This is a genomic window from Streptomyces tendae, from assembly GCF_014650435.1.
Lineage (GTDB): Bacteria > Actinomycetota > Actinomycetes > Streptomycetales > Streptomycetaceae > Streptomyces > Streptomyces tendae.
In genome coordinates, this window is record NZ_BMUY01000010.1 from 76,845 (window position 1) to 94,935 (window position 18,091).

The 18,091-nt window shown below is 72.5% G+C and carries 13 protein-coding genes; 8 read left to right on the forward strand and 5 right to left on the reverse strand.

Going from position 1 to position 18,091, the window contains the following annotated elements; translation table 11 throughout:
- Positions 1 to 48: 48 nt before the first annotated feature.
- From IE258_RS25580 to IE258_RS25590, 3 genes are all read left to right on the forward strand, one after another.
- The gene (locus IE258_RS25580) at positions 49 to 972 is read left to right on the forward strand and encodes an LLM class F420-dependent oxidoreductase (RefSeq protein ID WP_159329048.1); all 924 of its coding nucleotides are present in this window, start codon (positions 49 to 51) and stop codon (positions 970 to 972) included.
- A 166-nt stretch (positions 973 to 1,138) separates the two neighbouring features.
- The gene (locus IE258_RS25585; protein WP_189747152.1) at positions 1,139 to 2,650 is read left to right on the forward strand and encodes a 3' terminal RNA ribose 2'-O-methyltransferase Hen1; all 1,512 of its coding nucleotides are present in this window, start codon (positions 1,139 to 1,141) and stop codon (positions 2,648 to 2,650) included.
- Complete coding sequence (locus IE258_RS25590; protein ID WP_229892410.1) at positions 2,647 to 5,271, forward strand: polynucleotide kinase-phosphatase; 2,625 nt, start codon at positions 2,647 to 2,649, stop codon at positions 5,269 to 5,271. The genes IE258_RS25585 and IE258_RS25590 overlap by 4 nt, the downstream gene beginning before the upstream one ends.
- A gap of 52 nt (positions 5,272 to 5,323) precedes the next feature.
- Here IE258_RS25590 and IE258_RS25595 read toward each other — a convergent pair whose 3' ends face one another.
- A complete protein-coding gene (locus tag IE258_RS25595; RefSeq protein WP_189747154.1) occupies positions 5,324 to 6,619 on the reverse strand; it encodes a cation:proton antiporter in 1,296 nt (431 codons plus the stop codon).
- A 225-nt stretch (positions 6,620 to 6,844) separates the two neighbouring features.
- Here IE258_RS25595 and IE258_RS25600 point away from each other — a divergent pair, with 225 nt between their 5' ends.
- From IE258_RS25600 to IE258_RS25610, 3 genes are all read left to right on the forward strand, one after another.
- Positions 6,845 to 8,068: an arginine deiminase gene (locus tag IE258_RS25600; RefSeq protein WP_189747156.1), complete on the forward strand. Its 1,224-nt coding sequence runs from the start codon at positions 6,845 to 6,847 to the stop codon at positions 8,066 to 8,068.
- Between the two features lie 67 nt (positions 8,069 to 8,135).
- Entirely contained in the window at positions 8,136 to 9,143 is a 1,008-nt protein-coding gene (gene argF / locus IE258_RS25605; protein WP_189747158.1) for an ornithine carbamoyltransferase, read from the forward strand.
- Positions 9,144 to 9,267: 124 nt separating this feature from the next.
- Complete coding sequence (locus IE258_RS25610; RefSeq protein ID WP_189747160.1) at positions 9,268 to 10,707, forward strand: amino acid permease; 1,440 nt, start codon at positions 9,268 to 9,270, stop codon at positions 10,705 to 10,707.
- On the opposite strand, the gene IE258_RS25615 is transcribed toward IE258_RS25610, so the two are convergent.
- Positions 10,667 to 11,104, reverse strand: a complete 438-nt coding sequence (locus tag IE258_RS25615; RefSeq protein WP_161378637.1) for an ATP-binding protein — start codon at positions 11,102 to 11,104, stop codon at positions 10,667 to 10,669. The two genes, IE258_RS25610 and IE258_RS25615, sit on opposite strands and share 41 nt — an antisense overlap.
- A gap of 184 nt (positions 11,105 to 11,288) precedes the next feature.
- Here IE258_RS25615 and IE258_RS25620 point away from each other — a divergent pair, with 184 nt between their 5' ends.
- Positions 11,289 to 12,116, forward strand: a complete 828-nt coding sequence (locus tag IE258_RS25620; protein ID WP_189747162.1) for an enoyl-CoA hydratase family protein — start codon at positions 11,289 to 11,291, stop codon at positions 12,114 to 12,116.
- 25 nt (positions 12,117 to 12,141) lie between these two features.
- Complete coding sequence (locus IE258_RS25625; protein ID WP_444545804.1) at positions 12,142 to 14,502, forward strand: bifunctional salicylyl-CoA 5-hydroxylase/oxidoreductase; 2,361 nt, start codon at positions 12,142 to 12,144, stop codon at positions 14,500 to 14,502.
- Here IE258_RS25625 and IE258_RS25630 read toward each other — a convergent pair.
- The 3 genes from IE258_RS25630 to IE258_RS25640 all read right to left on the reverse strand — a co-directional run bounded on the left by IE258_RS25630 (position 14,490) and on the right by IE258_RS25640 (position 18,057).
- Positions 14,490 to 15,425, reverse strand: coding sequence for a sulfotransferase family protein (locus tag IE258_RS25630; RefSeq protein WP_189747166.1), 936 nt, complete (start codon positions 15,423 to 15,425; stop codon positions 14,490 to 14,492). The two genes, IE258_RS25625 and IE258_RS25630, sit on opposite strands and share 13 nt — an antisense overlap.
- 83 nt (positions 15,426 to 15,508) lie before the next feature.
- Positions 15,509 to 16,363 carry a PaaX family transcriptional regulator gene (locus IE258_RS25635; RefSeq protein WP_189747168.1) on the reverse strand — a complete coding sequence of 285 codons (855 nt, stop codon included), beginning with the start codon at positions 16,361 to 16,363 and terminating at the stop codon, positions 15,509 to 15,511.
- Complete coding sequence (locus IE258_RS25640) at positions 16,360 to 18,057, reverse strand: AMP-binding protein (RefSeq protein ID WP_189747621.1); 1,698 nt, start codon at positions 18,055 to 18,057, stop codon at positions 16,360 to 16,362. The genes IE258_RS25635 and IE258_RS25640 overlap by 4 nt, the downstream gene beginning before the upstream one ends.
- Positions 18,058 to 18,091 lie beyond the last annotated feature (34 nt).

Here is an 18,091-nt window from a genome sequence, read left to right on the forward strand (position 1 = left end):
ACCGGAGCCTGTGCCCGACACCCGCGCCCAGCAGGCAGGATGGACGACATGGATCTCCGTATCTTCACCGAGCCCCAGCAGGGGGCCACCTACGACACCTTGCTCACCGTGGCCAAGGCCACCGAGGACCTCGGCTTCGACGCCTTCTTCCGCAGCGACCACTACCTCCGCATGGGCGCCGTGGACGGCCTCCCCGGCCCCACCGACGCCTGGATCACCCTGGCCGGCCTCGCCCGGGAGACCAAGCGCATCCGTCTGGGCACCCTCATGACCGCGGGCACCTTCCGGCTGCCCGGCGTCCTCGCCATCCAGGTCGCCCAGGTCGACCAGATGTCCGGCGGCCGCATCGAGCTGGGCCTGGGTGCGGGCTGGTTCGAGGAGGAGCACAAGGCGTACGGCATCCCCTTCCCGAAGGAGAAGATCGGCCGCCTGGAGGAGCAGCTGGCGATCGTCACCGGCCTGTGGGCCACCGAGACCGGCAAGACCTTCGACTTCCACGGCCAGTTCTACGACCTCACCGACTCGCCCGCGCTGCCCAAGCCCGCGCAGGCCAAGGTGCCCGTGCTCATCGGCGGCCACGGAGCCACCCGCACCCCGCGGCTGGCCGGCCAGTACGCCGACGAGTTCAACATGCCGTTCGCCTCGATCGAGGACACCGAGCGCCAGTTCGGCCGGGTGCGGGCCGCCGCCGAGGCGGCCGGCCGCGGCGCGGACGCCCTCACCTACTCCAACGCCCTCGTCGCCTGCGTCGGCAAGGACGACGCCGAGGTCGCCCGCCGCGCCGCCGTCATCGGCCGCCAGGTCGACGAGCTGAAGGCCAACGGCCTCGCGGGCTCCCCGGCCGAGGTCGTCGAGAAGATCGGCCGCTACGCCGAGGCCGGCGCCCAGCGGATCTACCTCCAGATCCTCGACCTCGACGACCTGGACCACCTGGAGCTGATCTCCTCCCAGGTCCAGTCGCAGCTTGCCTGAGGCCGCCTGTCGAACCGTCGGATAACCGAAGGCGCCGGTCACCCGCCCTGTGCGATGGTGTGACCGTCGTCCTGCCGGAGCCCCCGGGGATCACCCCCTGGGGGCTCTCGTGTGCACGGCATCCACGCAGTCGTCCGTTGCACCGCCGACCCGGCCGGAGAGGCCCATGTTCCTGACCATCACCACCACCGGTACCCCCGAGCGCCCCGCGACCGACCTCGGTTTCCTGCTGCACAAGCATCCCGACCGCGCGCAGGCGTTCTCCACCTCCTTCGGCACGGCCTACGTGCTCTACCCGGAGGCGGAGGAGCAGCGCTGCACGGCGGCACTGCTGCTGGAGGTCGACGCGGTGGCCCTGGTCAGGCGCGGCAAGGGCAAGGGCCGCGGCGGCGCCCCCGACGCGGCACTCGCGCAGTACGTCAACGACCGTCCGTACGCGGCCTCGTCCCTCCTGGCCGTCGCGCTGAGCAACGTCTTCTCCAGCGCGATGCGCGGCGTGTGCAAGGCCCGCCCCGAGCGCGCCGCCCAGCCGCTGCCGCTGCGCGTCGAGGTGCCCGCGCTGCCCGCCCGCGGCGGCCCCGACCTGGTGCGGCGCCTGTTCGAGCCGCTCGGCTGGACGGTCGCCGTCGAGGCGGTCCCGCTGGACACCGAGTTCCCCGAGTGGGGCGACTCGCGCTACGTCCGGCTCGTCCTGGAGTCCGAGACCCTCACCGTCTCGGACGCCCTGCGCCACCTGTACGTCCTCCTCCCGGTCCTCGACGACGCCAAGCACTACTGGGTCTCCCCGGACGAGGTCGACAAGCTGCTACGGGCCGGTGCGGGCTGGCTGCCCGGCCACCCCGAGCACAAGCTCATCACCAGCCGCTACCTGTCCCGCCGCTGGTCCCTGACCCGCGAGGCGATGGACCGGCTGGAGCTGATCCGGCTGGCCGAGACCGACGACAGCGAGGTCGAGGAGATCGACAACGCGGTCGAGGCGGAGGCCGAGCAGGAGGAGAAGCCGGCCCCGCTCGCCGTGCGGCGCCGCGAGGCGATCCTCACCGCGCTGCGCGAGAGTGCCGCCGCCCGCGTCCTGGACCTCGGCTGCGGCGAGGGGCACCTGGTGCGCGAGCTGCTCAAGGAGCCGCGGTTCACCGAGATCGTCGGCGTGGACGTGTCGGTGCGCGCCCTCACCATCGCCTCCCGGCGGCTCAAGCTGGACCGCATGGGCGAGCGGCAGGCCGGGCGCGTCCAGCTCCTCCAGGGTTCCCTCGCCTACACCGACAAGCGCCTCAAGGGCTACGACGCCGCCGTGCTCAGCGAGGTGATCGAGCACCTCGACCTGCCGAGGCTGCCCGCCCTGGAGTACGCCGTCTTCGGCTCGGCCCGCCCGCGCACCGTCGTCGTCACCACCCCCAACGTCGAGTACAACGTGCGCTGGGAGAGCCTGCCCGCCGGTCACGTCCGCCACCGCGACCACCGCTTCGAGTGGACCCGCGAGGAGTTCCGCACCTGGGCCGCGGCGGTCGCCGAACGGCACGGCTACGCCGTGGAGTTCCGCCCCGTCGGACCCGACGACCCCGAGGTGGGCCCGCCCACCCAGCTGGCCCTGTTCACCATCGAGACCCCGACCGGGACCCGGTCCGCGACCACCACCCCGACCACCACCGCGACCGAGAAGGAGGCGAAGGCCGCATGAGCACCGAGGACACCACCGGCACCCCCGGCATCCCCGGCACCACCGACGGCACCACTGTGCGGGCCCGCGCCCTGCCCGTCACCGACCTCTCCCTCGTCGTGCTGATCGGCGCCTCCGGCTCCGGCAAGTCCACCTTCGCCCGGCGCCACTTCAAGCCGACCGAGGTCATCTCCTCCGACTTCTGCCGGGGCCTGGTCGCCGACGACGAGAACGACCAGAGCGCCAGCCGCGACGCCTTCGACGTCCTGCACTACATCGCGGGCAAGCGGCTCGCCGCGGGCCGCCGCACCGTCGTCGACGCGACCAACGTGCAGCAGGACGCCCGGCGTCAGCTGATCGAGCTGGCCAGGAAGCACGACGTGCTGCCCATCGCCATCGTCCTCGACGTGCCCGAGCAGGTCTGCGCCGAGCGCAACGCCACCCGCACCGACCGCGCCGACATGCCCCGCCGGGTCATCCAGCGCCACACCCGCGAACTCCGCCGCTCCCTGCGCCACCTGGAGCGCGAGGGCTTCCGCAAGGTGCACGTGCTGCGCGGCGTCGCGGAGGCCGAGCACGCCACCGTCGTCACCGAGAAGCGGTTCAACGACCTCACCCACCTCACCGGCCCCTTCGACATCGTCGGCGACGTCCACGGCTGCGCCGCCGAGCTGGAGACCCTGCTCGGCAAGCTCGGCTACACCGACGGCGTCCACCCCGACGGCCGCACCGCCGTCTTCGTCGGCGACCTCGTCGACCGCGGCCCGGACAGCCCCGGCGTGCTGCGCCGCGTGATGTCCATGGTCAAGTCGGGCAACGCGCTGTGCGTGCCCGGCAACCACGAGAACAAGTACGGCCGCTTCCTCAAGGGCCGCAAGGTCCAGCACACCCACGGACTCGCCGAGACCGTCGAGCAGATGGAGGGCGAGAGCGAGGAGTTCCGCGCCGAGGTACGGGAGTTCATCGACGGCCTGGTCAGCCACTACGTCCTCGACGGCGGCCGGCTCGTGGTCTGCCACGCGGGTCTGCCCGAGAAGTACCACGGCCGCACCTCCGGCCGGGTCCGCAGCCACGCCCTGTACGGCGACACCACCGGTGAGACCGACGAGTTCGGCCTGCCCGTGCGCTACCCGTGGGCCGAGGACTACCGGGGCCGGGCGGCGGTCGTCTACGGCCACACCCCCGTCCCGGAGGCCACCTGGCTGAACAACACCATCTGCCTGGACACCGGCGCCGTCTTCGGCGGCAAGCTCACCGCGCTGCGCTGGCCGGAGCGGGAGATCGTCGACGTACCGGCCGAGCGGGTCTGGTACGAGCCGGCCAAGCCGCTGCGCACCGAGGCGCCCGGCGGACACGACGGCCGCCCGCTGGACCTGGCCGACGTCCAGGGCCGCCGGGTGGTGGAGACCCGGCACGCCGGGCGGATCACCGTACGCGAGGAGAACGGCGCGGCGGCCCTGGAGGTCATGAGCCGCTTCGCCACCGACCCCCGCCTGCTGCCGTACCTCCCGCCGACCATGGCACCGACGGCGACCTCGGGTGTGGACGGCTACCTGGAGCACCCGAAGGAGGCCTTCGCGCAGTACGCGGCGGACGGCGTCGAGCGGGTCGTGTGCGAGGAGAAGCACATGGGCTCGCGGGCGGTGGCCCTGGTCTGCCGCGACGCGGACGCGGCCCGCACCCGCTTCGGGGTCGACGGCCCCACCGGGTCCCTCTACACCCGCACCGGCCGCCCCTTCCTCGACGACGCCTCGCTCACCGAGGAGATCCTGGACCGGCTGCGCACCGCGATCGGCGAGGCCGGCCTGTGGGACGAACTGGCCACCGACTGGCTGCTCCTCGACACCGAGCTGATGCCCTGGTCGCTCAAGGCATCCGGCCTGCTGCGTTCCCAGTACGCCGCCGTGGGCGCCGCCTCCGGCGCGGTGTTCCCGGGCGCACTGGCCGCGCTGGAGGGTGCCGCGGCGCGCGGCGTCGAGGTGAAGGACCTCCTCGACCGCCAGCGCGCCCGGTCCGCCGACGCGGCCGCCTTCACCGACGCCTACCGCCGCTACTGCTGGCCCACCGACGGCCTGGACGGCGTCCGCCTGGCCCCGTTCCAGATCCTGGCCGTCCAGGGCCGCAGCCTGGCCGCCCTGCCGCACGACGAGCAGCTCGCCCTCATCGACCGGATCGTCGAGCACGACGGCAGCGGCCTGTTGCAGACCACCCGGCGCCTGTACGTCGACACCGGCGACCCCGAGTCGGTGGCGGCGGGTGTCGACTGGTGGCTGGAGATGACCGGCCGCGGCGGCGAGGGCATGGTGGTCAAGCCGATCGGCGCCCTCGTCCGGTGGGGGTCCCCCCGCTCGAGCGAAGCCGAGAGTGGGGGAGAGAAGGGCCGCCTGGTGCAGCCCGGCATCAAGTGCCGCGGCCGCGAGTACCTGCGCATCATCTACGGCCCCGAGTACACCCGCCCCGACAACCTCGCCCGCCTCAGGCAGCGGTTCCTGAACCACAAGCGGTCCCTGGCGATCCGCGAGTACGCCCTCGGCCTGGAGGCCCTGGACCGCCTCGCGGACGGCGAGCCGCTGTGGCGCGTGCACGAGGCGGTGTTCGGAGTGCTGGCTCTGGAGTCGGAGCCGGTGGACCCGCGGCTGTGACCTCCGTGATCCGGTGATCGGGCCGCGGCGGTGGGGCGTGCGCCGGCCGGAGTCACCCGGCGTACGGCTTCACCGCCGTGGACCGGGCCGACTCCGGACGGCGCTCACGCGTGGCGAAGCGCGCGTTCAGCAGCAGGAGGGGCTGGGTCAGCAGCGTCGTGGCGAGGGCCATGAAGACCAGGACCGTGTAGAGCGGGGCGCTCAGCAGGCCCGCGTCCAGGCCCGCGTTCAGGGCGATCAGCTCGGTCAGCCCCCGGGTGTTGAGCAGGATGCCGACCGTCCACGCGTCGTGCCGGTCGAGGCCGCCCAGACCGGCCGCCGCCGCCCCGCTGCCGATCTTCGTCACGACCGCGAGCAGCGTCACCACCGCCAGGGCGGCCCAGCCCGTGCCCGTCATGCTGTTCAGCGCCACGGACTGGCCCGACAGCACGAAGAAGAACGGCAGCAGCAGCGAGGCCACGGACAGCAGCGGCCGCAGCAGGTCGGGGTCGAGCGTGCCGCCCTCCTCGCGCGGGACGACCACGCCGGCGAGCAGCGCACCGAAGATCACATGCAGTCCCAGCGCGTGCGTGAACCACGCCGAGCCGAGCGCGAAGCCGATGAGCAGCGCCATCCGCAGCGCGGGCTCCAGCCGGGTCCGCCACAGCAGCAGACGCAGCAGCGGACGGGCCGCGCACGCCATCAGGGCGACGTAGCCGACCGTGAGCAGCACCCGCCACGGCCAGTCGAGCCCCCCTCCGGCGCCGTCCCCGCCCCCCGATTCCAGCAGCGCGCCCGCCAGCACCGTCCAGCAGATCGCGTCCAGCACCCCGGCGGCGGAGACGGCCACCACTCCGGGCACCGTGCGGGACAGCCCGTTCTCGCGCACGATGGCCGTCAGCACCGGTACCGCCGTCGTCGCCAGGGCGACCCCCGCGAAGACCACCATGCCGGGCGAGAGGTCCCTGGGCATGCCCAGGTCGTGCAGGGCGTCCCCGAACAGCAGGGCGCAGCCGCTGCCCACGGCCATCGGCACGGCGAACGAGGCCAGCGCCACGTTCACCGAGCTGCGCGCCCGGACACCGAGCACCTTCAGGTCCAGCTCGTAGCCCACCGCGAACAGGAACACCACCAGCGAGAACTGCGCGAGCCCGGTCAGCGCCGGACCGATCGCCGCCGGGAACAGGACCGCGTACGCGTCCGGGGCCGTGCTGCCGAGCAGCGAGGGACCGAGGGCGATCCCCGTCGCCAGCTGGCCCACGATGTACGGCTGCCCCAGTCGCCGGGCCAGCCACCCGCCGCTGTGGGCGGCCACCAGGATCAGCGCCGAGGCACCCACGAAGTGGGTGATCAAGGCATCGGAACTCAAGGCACCGGCACTCAACGTGCTGGAACTCAACGTGTCGGAACTCAGCGTGTCGAAACTCAACGGGCCTCCCCCTGACGTGCGGCCGGGCACTCCGGCCGTCGCCCCGCCTTACGCGGCGGCGCCCCGGTGCCCTGCCGTCGCACAGGGGCGTCCGGAGGGCGCACTGTGGTCACGGGCCTGCGCGAACAGGGGGTGAACCGGCGCCCGAGTGGTCAGGATGGAGGCATGGGATTCCAAGTCGACTCCGAAGCCGGGCGGCTCACCCGCGTCATCCTGCACCGGCCGGATCTCGAGCTCAAAAGGCTCACCCCCAGCAACAAGGACGCCCTTCTCTTCGACGACGTGCTGTGGGTGCGCCGGGCGCGCGCCGAGCACGACGGGTTCGCCGACGTGCTCCGCGACCGCGGCGTGGCGGTGCACCTCTTCGGCGACCTGCTCACCGAGACCCTGGACGTGCCGGCCGCGCGGCGGCTCGTCCTGGACCGGGTCTTCGACGAGAAGGAGTACGGAGTGCTGGCCACGGACCACCTCCGGGCCGCCTTCGAGAGCCTGCCCGCCCACGAGCTGGCCGAGTGGCTGGTCGGCGGCATGACCAAGCGGGAGTTCCTGGACGCGCACCCGGAGCCGACCTCCGTGCGCTTCCACGCCATGGAGCTGGACGACTTCCTGCTCGGCCCGCTGCCCAACCACCTCTTCACCCGGGACACCTCGGCCTGGATCTACGACGGCGTCTCCATCAACGCCATGCGCTGGCCCGCCCGGCAGCGCGAGACGGTCCACTTCGAGGCGATCTACCGGCACCACCCGCTGTTCCGCGACGAGACCTTCCGCCTCTGGTCCGAGGGGCAGGCCGACTACCCCTCCACCATCGAGGGTGGCGACGTCCTGGTCATCGGCAACGGCGCCGTGCTCATCGGCATGAGCGAGCGCACCACGCCCCAGGCCGTCGAGATGCTCGCCCACAAGCTGTTCGCCGCCGGGTCCGCCCGGACCATCGTGGCCCTCGACATGCCCAAGCGGCGTGCCTTCATGCACCTGGACACGGTGATGACGATGGTCGACGGCGACACCTTCACCCAGTACGCCGGGCTCGGCATGCTCCGCTCCTACACCATCGAGCCGGGCGCCGGCGAGAAGGACCTGAAGGTGACCGACCACCCGCCGGAGCACATGCACCGCGCGATGGCCGCCGCCCTCGGGCTCGGTGAGATCCGGGTCCTCACCGCGACCCAGGACGTGCACGCGGCCGAGCGCGAGCAGTGGGACGACGGCTGCAACGTCCTGGCCGTCGAACCGGGCGTCGTCGTCGCCTACGAACGCAACGCCACCACCAACACCCACCTGCGCAAACAGGGCATCGAGGTGATCGAGATCCCGGGCAGCGAGCTGGGCCGGGGCCGGGGCGGGCCGCGCTGCATGAGCTGCCCGGTCGAACGTACTGCCGTATAAGAATTCGGGATCTCGTATATAGTTCCAGCAGTTCCCCGTTCCCGTCCCGTATCTCTGGAGCGCCCTCATGGCGACAGTCCCGACCGCCCTCACCGGCCGCCACTTCCTCAAGGAGCTCGACTTCACCGAGGAGGAGTTCCGCGGTCTGCTCGAGCTGGCCGCCGAGCTGAAGGCCGCCAAGCGGGCCGGGACCGAGACGCGGTACCTGGCCGGCAAGAACATCGCGCTGATCTTCGAGAAGACCTCGACGCGCACCCGCTGCGCGTTCGAGGTCGCCGCCGCCGACCAGGGCGCCTCCACCACGTACCTCGACCCGGCCGGATCGCAGATCGGGCACAAGGAGTCCGTGAAGGACACCGCCCGCGTACTCGGGCGTATGTTCGACGGCATCGAGTACCGCGGCGACAGCCAGGCCAAGGTCGAGGAGTTGGCAGCCTTCGCCGGCGTCCCCGTCTACAACGGCCTGACCGACGACTGGCACCCCACCCAGATGCTCGCCGACGTGCTCACCATGACCGAGCACAGCGACCGCCCCCTGCGGGAGATCGGCTTCGCCTACCTCGGCGACGCCCGCTTCAACATGGGCAACTCCTACCTGGTCACCGGCGCCCTGCTCGGCATGGACGTGCGCATCGTCGCCCCGAAGGCGTACTGGCCCGCCCAGGAGGTCGTCGACCGGGCGCACCGGCTCGCCGGGGCCAGTGGGGCGCGCATCACCCTCACCGAGGACGTGGCCGAAGGGGTGCGCGGCGCCGGGTTCGTCGTCACCGACGTCTGGGTCTCCATGGGCGAGCCCAAGGAGGTCTGGGCCGAGCGGATCAAGGCGCTGGCCCCCTACGCCGTGACCATGGACGTGCTGCGCGCCACCGGCAACCCGGACGTCAAGTTCCTGCACTGCCTGCCCGCCTTCCACGACCTGGGCACCAAGGTCGGCCAGGAGATCTTCGAGGCCCACGGGCTCGACTCCCTGGAGGTCACCGACGAGGTCTTCGAGTCGGAGCACTCGGTCGTCTTCGACGAGGCCGAGAACCGGCTGCACACCATCAAGGCCGTCCTCGTCGCCACCCTCGCCTGATCCTCTTCGCGGCCCACCCCACCGGGCCCTATGCTGACCGGCGGCTCCGGAGCCACCCCTTCCGGCGCCGCCGGCCGCGACCACCGTCGCGCCCCCGCACCACCAGAAACGAGCACCACCCGCAATGCCCGCTTCCCGCGTCAAGTCCCCCCACCTCCTGGTCGCCGAATCCGGCGCCGACCGCGAAGGCCACGGCCTCAAGCGCACGATGGGGCTGTTCCAGCTCGTCTGCTTCGGCGTCGGCGCGATCGTCGGCACCGGCATCTTCGTCGGCCTGTCCGACTCGGTCGCCGAGGCCGGCCCGGCCGTCGTCGTCTCCTTCGTCCTCGCCGCGATCACCTGCGTGTTCACCGCGTTCGCCTTCGCCGAGCTGGGCGGCGCGATCCCGGTCTCCGGCTCCTCGTACTCCTTCGCCTACGCCGGGCTCGGCGAGCGGACCGCCTTCCTCGTCGGCTGGTGCCTGCTCCTGGAGTACGGCGTGTCCGTCTCGGCGGTCGCGGTCGGCTGGAGCCAGTACGTCAACGAACTGCTCGACAGCGTCCTGGGCATCCAGCTCCCGCACGCCCTCTCCGCGGGCCCCGGCGACGGCGGCGCGGTCAACCTGCCCGCGGTGATCGTCATCGCCCTGGCCTGCGTGCTCCTGGTGCGCGGGGTACGGGAGAGCGCCCGCGCCACGGCCGCGATGGCCGTCCTCAAGCTGGCCGTCCTGATCGCCTTCTGCGCCATCGGCTTCACCGCCTTCCGGGACGGCAACCTCACCCCGTTCTCCCCGGCCGGTCTCGGCGGCATCGGCGCCGGCACCACGGCCGCCTTCTTCTCGTACATCGGCTTCGACGCCATCACCACGGCCGGTGAGGAGGCCAAGAACCCGCGCCGGGACATCCCCGTCGCCATCCTGGTCTGCATCGGCCTGGTCACTCTGCTGTACTGCGCGGTCGCCGTCGCCGCGATCGGGGCCGTGGGCGGCGACCAGGTCGGGAACCGGCCCGCCGCGCTCTCCTACGTCGTCGACGAGGTCACCGGCTCCGCGATCGGCGGTGGCGTGGTCGCCTTCGGCGCGGTCGTCGCCATCGCCTCGGTGGTGCTCGCCGTGATGTACGGCCAGACCCGGATCCTCATGTCGATGTCCCGGGACGGGCTGATCCCCCGGGTCTTCGAGAAGGTCTCCCCGCGCACCGCGACCCCGGTAGCCGGCACCCTGATCGTCGGCGTGGTCTTCGCCCTCCCGGCGGCCTTCGCACCGCTCGACGCGGTGGTCAACCTGTGCACCATCGGCACCCTCGCCACCATGGCCGCCGTCAACGTCTCGGTGATCACCCTGCGGCGCCGCGAACCGGGCCTCGCCCGCACCTTCCGTGTCCCGCTGTACCCGGTGACCCCGCTGCTCGGCGTCGGCTTCTGCCTGTACCTGATGTACGAGACCGGCGGCGCCACCTGGCTCCAGTTCGCGGTGTTCCTCGCGGTGGGCCTGCTGGTGTACACGGCCTACGGCCGCAGGCACTCCCGTCTGGCCCGGGCCGCCGTCAGTGCGGACGACGCTGAGCGGGTACCGCAGGAAGCCTGAACCAGACCGCCTTGCCCGCCCCGGTGGGCCGGTGGCCGCAGGACGAGCTGAGGGCGCGGATCAGGAGCAGTCCGCGCCCGTCCTCGCGCCACGGGTCGGGCGGCTCCACGTCCGGCCGGGTGAGGTCGGCCGGCGGCGACGGGTCCGGGTCGTGCACCTCCACCTGGCAGCCGGTCGGCATCAGCTCCACCACCAGCTCGATCGGTGTCCGCCCGGAGGTGTGCTCGACGGCGTTGGCCACCAGCTCCGCCGTGAGCAGCTCCGCGGTGTCGCCGTCGGCCGTGTGCTCCAGCTCGGCCAGGGCGTTGCGCACCAGGGCACGCGCCACCGGCACGGCCGCGGCGGAGTGCGGCAGTGCGATGCGCCAGGAGGCGGGTGCGGGGGAGTGATCGTGCACGGCAGGTCCGTTTCGTGGAGCAGGGGTGTCCTGTCCTGCTTTCAACCTTATGAATGGTACGGCGCCACCCGGCAGAGCCGTTCGACGGGCACCCCCGGGACCTTCGACCCTCGACACCGACGCCTCCGGCGTCTTATCGCGCACCCGTGACGACAGTCACAGAAGGGTGATAACTTCGAGTGTCATGAGTCCCTTCACCGGCTCCGCCGCCCCCACCCCCGACTGGCGGCACCTGCGCGTCGAGATCACCGACGGCGTCGCCACCGTCACCCTCGCCCGCCCCGACAAGCTCAACGCGCTCACCTTCGAGGCATACGCCGACCTGCGCGACCTGCTCGCCGAGCTGTCCCGCCGGCGGTCCGTGCGGGCGCTGGTGCTGGCCGGCGAGGGGCGCGGCTTCTGCTCCGGCGGCGACGTGGACGAGATCATCGGCGCGACCCTGTCCATGGACACCGCCGAGCTGCTCGACTTCAACCGGATGACCGGCCAGGTGGTGCGGGCGGTACGGGAGTGCCCGTTCCCGGTGATCGCCGCGCTGCACGGGGTCGCCGCCGGAGCGGGCGCGGTCCTCGCCCTGGCCGCCGACTTCCGCGTCGCCGACCCCACCGCCCGCTTCGCCTTCCTCTTCACCCGCGTCGGCCTCTCCGGCGGCGACATGGGCGCCGCCTACCTGCTGCCCCGCGTCGTCGGCCTCGGCCACGCCACCCGCCTGCTCATGCTCGGCGACACGGTCCGCGCGCCCGAGGCGGAGCGCATCGGCCTGATCAGCGAACTGACCGAGGAGGGCCGCGCCGACGAGGCCGCCCACACCCTCGCCCGCCGCCTGGCCGACGGCCCGGCCCTGGCCCACGCCCAGACCAAGGCCCTCCTCACGGCCGAGCTGGACATGCCGCTCGCGGCCGCGGTGGAACTGGACGCGTCCACACAGGCCCTCCTGATGACCGGCGAGGACTACGCCGAGTTCCACGCGGCCTTCACGGAGAAGCGCCCCCCGAAGTGGCAAGGAAGGTAGGGCGATGGTGTCGACACGGGGGAGCATGCCAACCTCAGGGGCGCGGGGAACTGCGCGAGCAACCACAACAAACCCGCACTCGCCCGCGAAGACCAGCCACCTCCTACAAGCGGCGATCATCGGCGGCGGCCCCGGCGGCCTCTACACCGCCGCCCTCCTCAAACGCCTCGCCCCCGACCGCGAGGTCACCGTCTACGAACGCAACGCCCCCGACGACACCTTCGGCTTCGGCGTAGTCCTCTCCGACGAGACCCTGGGCGGCATCGAACACGCCGACCCAGCCGTCTACGAGGCCCTCAAGACCCACTTCGTCCGCTGGGACGACATCGACATCGTCCACCGAAACACCCGCCACACCTCCGGAGGACACCGCTTCGCCGCCCTCGGCCGCCGCCGCCTCCTCGAAATCCTGCACGACCGCTGCCGCGACCTTGGCGTCGACCTGCGCCTGCGCACCGAGGCACCGCCCCCGGACGAGCTCGCGCGCACCCACGACCTCGTCGTCGCCGCCGACGGAGTCCACAGCGCCACCCGCGAGGCGTACCGCGACGTCTTCCGGCCGCACCTCACCCCCCACCGCTGCCGCTACATCTGGCTCGCCGCCGACTTCGCCTTCGACGCGTTCCGCTTCGAGATCGCCGAGACCGAGCACGGCGTGATGCAACTGCACGGCTACCCCTATGCGCCGGACGCCTCCACCGTCATCGTCGAGATGCGCGAGGAGGTCTGGCGGGCGGCCGGCTTCGACGAACTGGACGAGACGGAATCCACCGCCCGCTGCGGCAAGATCTTCGCCGACGCGCTCGGCGGCCGCCCGCTGCGGTCCAACAAGTCCGCGTGGACCACCTTCCGCACGGTCGTCAACGAACGCTGGTCGCACGGCAACATCGTCCTGATCGGCGACGCCGCGCACACCGCCCACTTCTCCATCGGCTCCGGCACCAAGCTGGCCGTGGAGGACGCCCTCGCGCTCGCCGCCTGCCTGGCGGAGCGGCCCACCCTCCAGGAGGCACTCAGTGCCTACGAGGAGGAGCGGCGTCCCGTCGTCGCCTCCACCCAGCGGGCGGCCAAGGCCAGCCTGGAGTGGTTCGAGGACCTGGACCGTTACCTCGCCCAGCCGCCGCGCCAGTTCGCCTTCAACCTGCTCACCCGCAGCCGCCGGGTCACCCACGAGAACCTGCGGCTGCGCGACGCCGGCTTCACGGACTCCGTTGAGCGCGAGTTCGGCTGCCCGCCGCACACGCCCCCGATGTTCACCCCGTTCCGGCTGCGCGGCCTGACCCTGCGCAACCGCGTCGTCGTCTCCCCGATGGACATGTACTCGGCCACCGACGGCGTCCCCGGCGACTTCCACCTGGTCCACCTGGGGGCCAGGGCCCTCGGCGGCGCCGCACTGGTGATGACCGAGATGGTGTGCGTCAGCGCGGAGGGCCGCATCACCCCCGGCTGCGCGGGCCTCTACACCGGCCGGCAGGGCGAGGCGTGGCGGCGGATCACCGACTTCGTGCACGACAGCGCGCCCGGCACCGCGATCGGCGTGCAGCTCGGCCACAGCGGCCGCAAGGGCTCGACCCGGCTGATGTGGGAGGGCATGGACGAACCGCTGCCCGAGGGCAACTGGCCCCTGGTGGCGCCCTCCCCGCTGCCGTACCGGCCCGGCGGGCAGATCCCGGGCGAGCTGACCGGGGCGCAACTGACCGACGTGCGGGAGCAGTTCCGGGCTGCCGCCGGACGGGCCGCCGGGGCCGGTTTCGACCTGCTCGAACTGCACTGCGCCCACGGCTACCTGCTCTCCGGCTTCCTCTCCCCGCTCACCAACCGCCGCACCGACGCCTACGGCGGTTCACTGGAGGGTCGGCTGCGCTTCCCGCTGGAGGTCTTCGACGCCGTACGCGAGGTGTGGCCCGACGAGCGGCCCATGACCGTACGGATCTCCGCCACCGACTGGGCCGAGGGCGGCACGAGCGCCGAGGAGGCGGTGGAGATCGCCCGGGCCTTCGCCGCGCACGGGGCCGACGCCATCGACGTGTCCACGGGCCAGGTCGTCACCGGTGAACGGCCGGAGTTCGGGCGGTCGTACCAGACCCCGTACGCCGACCGCATCCGGCACGAGGCGGGCGTCCCGGTGATCGCCGTCGGCGCGATCTCCTCCTGGGACGACGTCAACTCGCTGGTCCTGGCCGGACGCACCGACCTGTGCGCGCTGGCCCGCCCGCACCTCTACGACCCGCACTGGACGCTGCACGCCGCCGCCGAACAGGGCTACGACGGACCGGGCGCCGCCTGGCCGGCGCCGTACCGGGCGGGCAGCCGGCCACCGCGCACCGGGCGGACCGACGCCCCCAAGCCGAGGCTCACGCTGCACGGACCGGGTCAGGACGGGTAGCCCCAGGCCGCGCACATCGGGCGCAGCCGCTCGGGGACCTCGTCCTTGCCGGGCAGCTCGCGCCCCGGCTGCACGGTGCCGGTGCGGATGTTCTCCCGCCAGTCGCCCAGGCCCCTGACCAGCTCGGCGTTGCCCTTCTTGCCGTAGTTCAGCATCTGGGGTGCGTAGTCGACGTCGAGGTACGCGCACAGCCGGCGCATCTCGCGCTCGGGGTCGTCGGTGATGTCCTCGTAGCGCACGGTGAAACCGTCGGCGTCCGCGGTACGGGCCTCCTCGACGGCCGTCATGTAGCGCAGCACGTCCGTGACGGCCGTGTCGTGCGGCCGCTTGACGGGGTCGGTCTCGTGCCACGAGCGGGCGATCGACACGGGGTGGCGCAGCAGGAAGACGAAGCGCGCGTCGGGCCAGCAGTCCTTGAGGCGCTGGTACATGTACACGTTGGCCGGTGTCTTCTCGACCACGAAGTCCTTGCCGGATCCGAGGAGTTCGCGGTGCAGGACGCGGTCCCACAGCAGGTGCTCCAGGTCGCCGCGCCCGAGGCCGAGGGCGCCCATCGCCCGCTCCGAGAACCAGTTGGTGCAGCTCACCTCCAGCTTGCCGATGTGCAGCTCGTGCGGGGCGTGCAGCCGCGGGTGGGCGCCCAGCATCATGCGCAGCAGGGTGGAGCCGGACCGGATGGACGAGATGATGAAGACGGGTCGTCGCAGCAGTCGTTCGGTCGGCAGTTCCTCGGCCGACGGACATCGGTACGCGGCCGCCTGCGGGGCGGCGGGTCGCGCGGCGGACTCCATCCCCTGCTTTCCCGGCTTCCCCTGCTTTCCCGGCCTTCCCTTCGGACTCCCCTTCGCCGCCTGGGGTGCTCTCCGTACCTGGAGGCCGGTGGTCACGGTGAGGGCCCGGTTCAAGTTGCGTGCGAGACTCATGCGTCCGCACGGTAGGTGACAAACCTGAGAAGAGGGTCTGAGAAGGCTGAGGGTTCGCTGATCCCGTCAGAATGTGACGTGACTCACTCGGGCTCGTTTGCCGGGGGTGGCGTCGGGTCCATCGCCGCGTAGTGCGCGCCCGCGTCGCGCAGCCGCTCGTGCAGCGCCCGGAAGACGGCCGCCGAGCGCATGCCCGGCCAGCCCTCGGGCAGCAGCCCGGCGGGCAGCCCGGGATCCGTGTAGGGCAGGTGGCGCCAGGAGTCCAGGGCGAGGAGGTAGTCGCGGTAGGCATCCTCGGGCGGCGTGTCCGTGCGGCGCTCCCAGTCGTGCAGCACGCGCGCGTGGCGGTCGAGGAACGCCTCGTGCTCCTTGGCGATCGCCGCCAGGTCCCACCAGCGGGCCACCGCCTCGGCGGTCGCCGTGAAACCCAGGTGCTCCCCGCGGAAGAAGTCCACGTAGGAGTCCAGGCCCAGGCGGCCCAGCGCGTGCCGGGTCTCCGCGTACAGGCGGGCCGGGGCGATCCACACGCCGGGGGCCGCGGTGCCGAAGCCGAGCCCGGCCAGGCGCGAGCGCAGGACGTGCCGCTTCTGCCGTTCCGACTCGGGCACCGAGAACACGGCGAGCACCCAGCCCTCGTCCCCGTGGGGTGCGGTCGCGTACACGCGCCGGTCTCCGTCGTCCAGCAACTGGCGGGCCTCGGCGGAGAGTTCGTAACCGGCCGCGCCCTCGGCCGTACGGGCCGGCAGCAGCAGTCCGCGCCGCTTCAGCCGGGACACCGACGAGCGCACGGAGGGGGCGTCCACCCCGACCGCCGACAGGAGCCGGATCAGCTCGGCGACGGGCACCGGGCCCGGCGCGAAGCGACCGTACGCGCCGTAGAGCGTGACGATGAGGGACCGCGGGGCGTGCTGTACGTGCTGGTCGGACACGTTGATCATCTTATGTCGTCGGCGGCCGGGCCGAGGAGGCGGTAGCGCTGGAGCTTGCCGGTCGCCGTGCGCGGCAGCGCGTCCAGGAAGACGATCTCGCGCGGACACTTGTACGGCGCCAGCTCCGACCGCAGGAAGTCGCGCAGGGCGTCCGCGTCCCGCACCGACCCCTCCCGCAGCACCGCGTGCGCCACCACGACCTGCCCCCGGCGCTGGTCGGGACGGCCCACCACCGCCGCCTCCACCACGTCCGGATGGCGCAGCAGCGCGTCCTCCACCTCGGGACCGGCGATGTTGTACCCGGAGGAGATGATCATGTCGTCGGCGCGGGCCACATACCGGAAGTACCCGTCGGGCTCGCGGACGTAGGTGTCCCCGGTGACGTTCCAGCCGTCGCGCACGTACTCCCGCTGGCGCGGATCGGCCAGGTAGCGGCAGCCCACCGGCCCGCGCACCGCCAGCAGTCCGGGCTCCCCGTCGGGGACCGGCGCGCCGTTCGCGTCCTGCACACGCGCGTGCCACCCCGGCACCGGCACACCCGTCGTGCCGGGCCTGATGGCGTCGTCCGCCGCGGACACGAAGATGTGCAGCAGCTCGGTGGCGCCGATGCCGTTGATGATCCGCAGCCCGGTGCGCTCGTGCCAGGACCGCCAGGTGGCCGCGGGCAGGTTTTCACCCGCCGAGACGCAGCGCCTGAGGCTCGTCACGTCGTACGCGTCCAGTTCGTCGAGCATCGCGCGGTACGCCGTGGGCGCGGTGAACAGCACCGACACCCGGTGCTCGGCGACGGCCGGCAACAGCTGCCTGGGGCCCGCCTGTTCCAGCAGCAGGGCGCACGCCCCGGCCCGCATCGGGAAGACCACGAGACCACCGAGCCCGAAGGTGAAACCGAGCGGCGGGCTGCCCGCGAAGAGGTCGTCCGGGCGCGGCTCGAGCACCTGCGCGGAGAAGGTGTCGGCGATCGCCAGCACGTCGCGGTGGAAGTGCATGCAGCCCTTGGGTCGACCGGTGGTGCCCGAGGTGAACGCGATCAGCGCCACGTCGTCGGCGGCGGTGTCGACGGCCTCGAACGGCGGACCGGGCGTCCCGCCGGGCGCCGTACGGACGTGCAGGTCGTCCGGCGCGTCCCCGCCGTACGTGGTGATCCCGAGGCCGGGGATCTCCGCCTTGGCCAGGTCGTCGACGGCCCGGACGTCGCACAGCGCGTGCCGCACCCGGGCGATCTCGCAGATCGCGCGCAGTTCGTGCGGGCGCTGCTGGGCCAGCACGGTGACCGCCACCGCGCCCGCCTTCAGCACCGCCAGCCAGCACGCGGCCAGCCACGGGGTGGTGGGGCCGCGCAGCAGCACCCGGTTTCCCGGGACGACACCGAGGTCCGCGGTGAGCACGTGCGCGATCCGGTCGACGCGGTCCCGCAGCTCGCCGTACGTCCAGGTGTCCCCGGACGCGGTGCGGAAGACCGGGCGGTCGTCGGGCGGGCCGGCGAGCAGCTCGGCGGCGCAGTTCAGCCGCGCCGGGTAGTGCAGCTCGGGCAGCTCGAAGAGGAGCTTCGGCCACTGCTCGGGGGGCGGCAGGTGGTCGCGCGCGAAGGTGTCGACGTGGGCCGAGCGGTGCGGGTCCGCGGGGCGCGGATCGGCCATGGCGGTTCGCCCCCTTTGTCGTGGTGGGCTCGCGCAACGAGCGTATCGTGTTGGTGACGACAGTCAACGGGGCGCGATAGCCTCGGCCGTGGCCCAG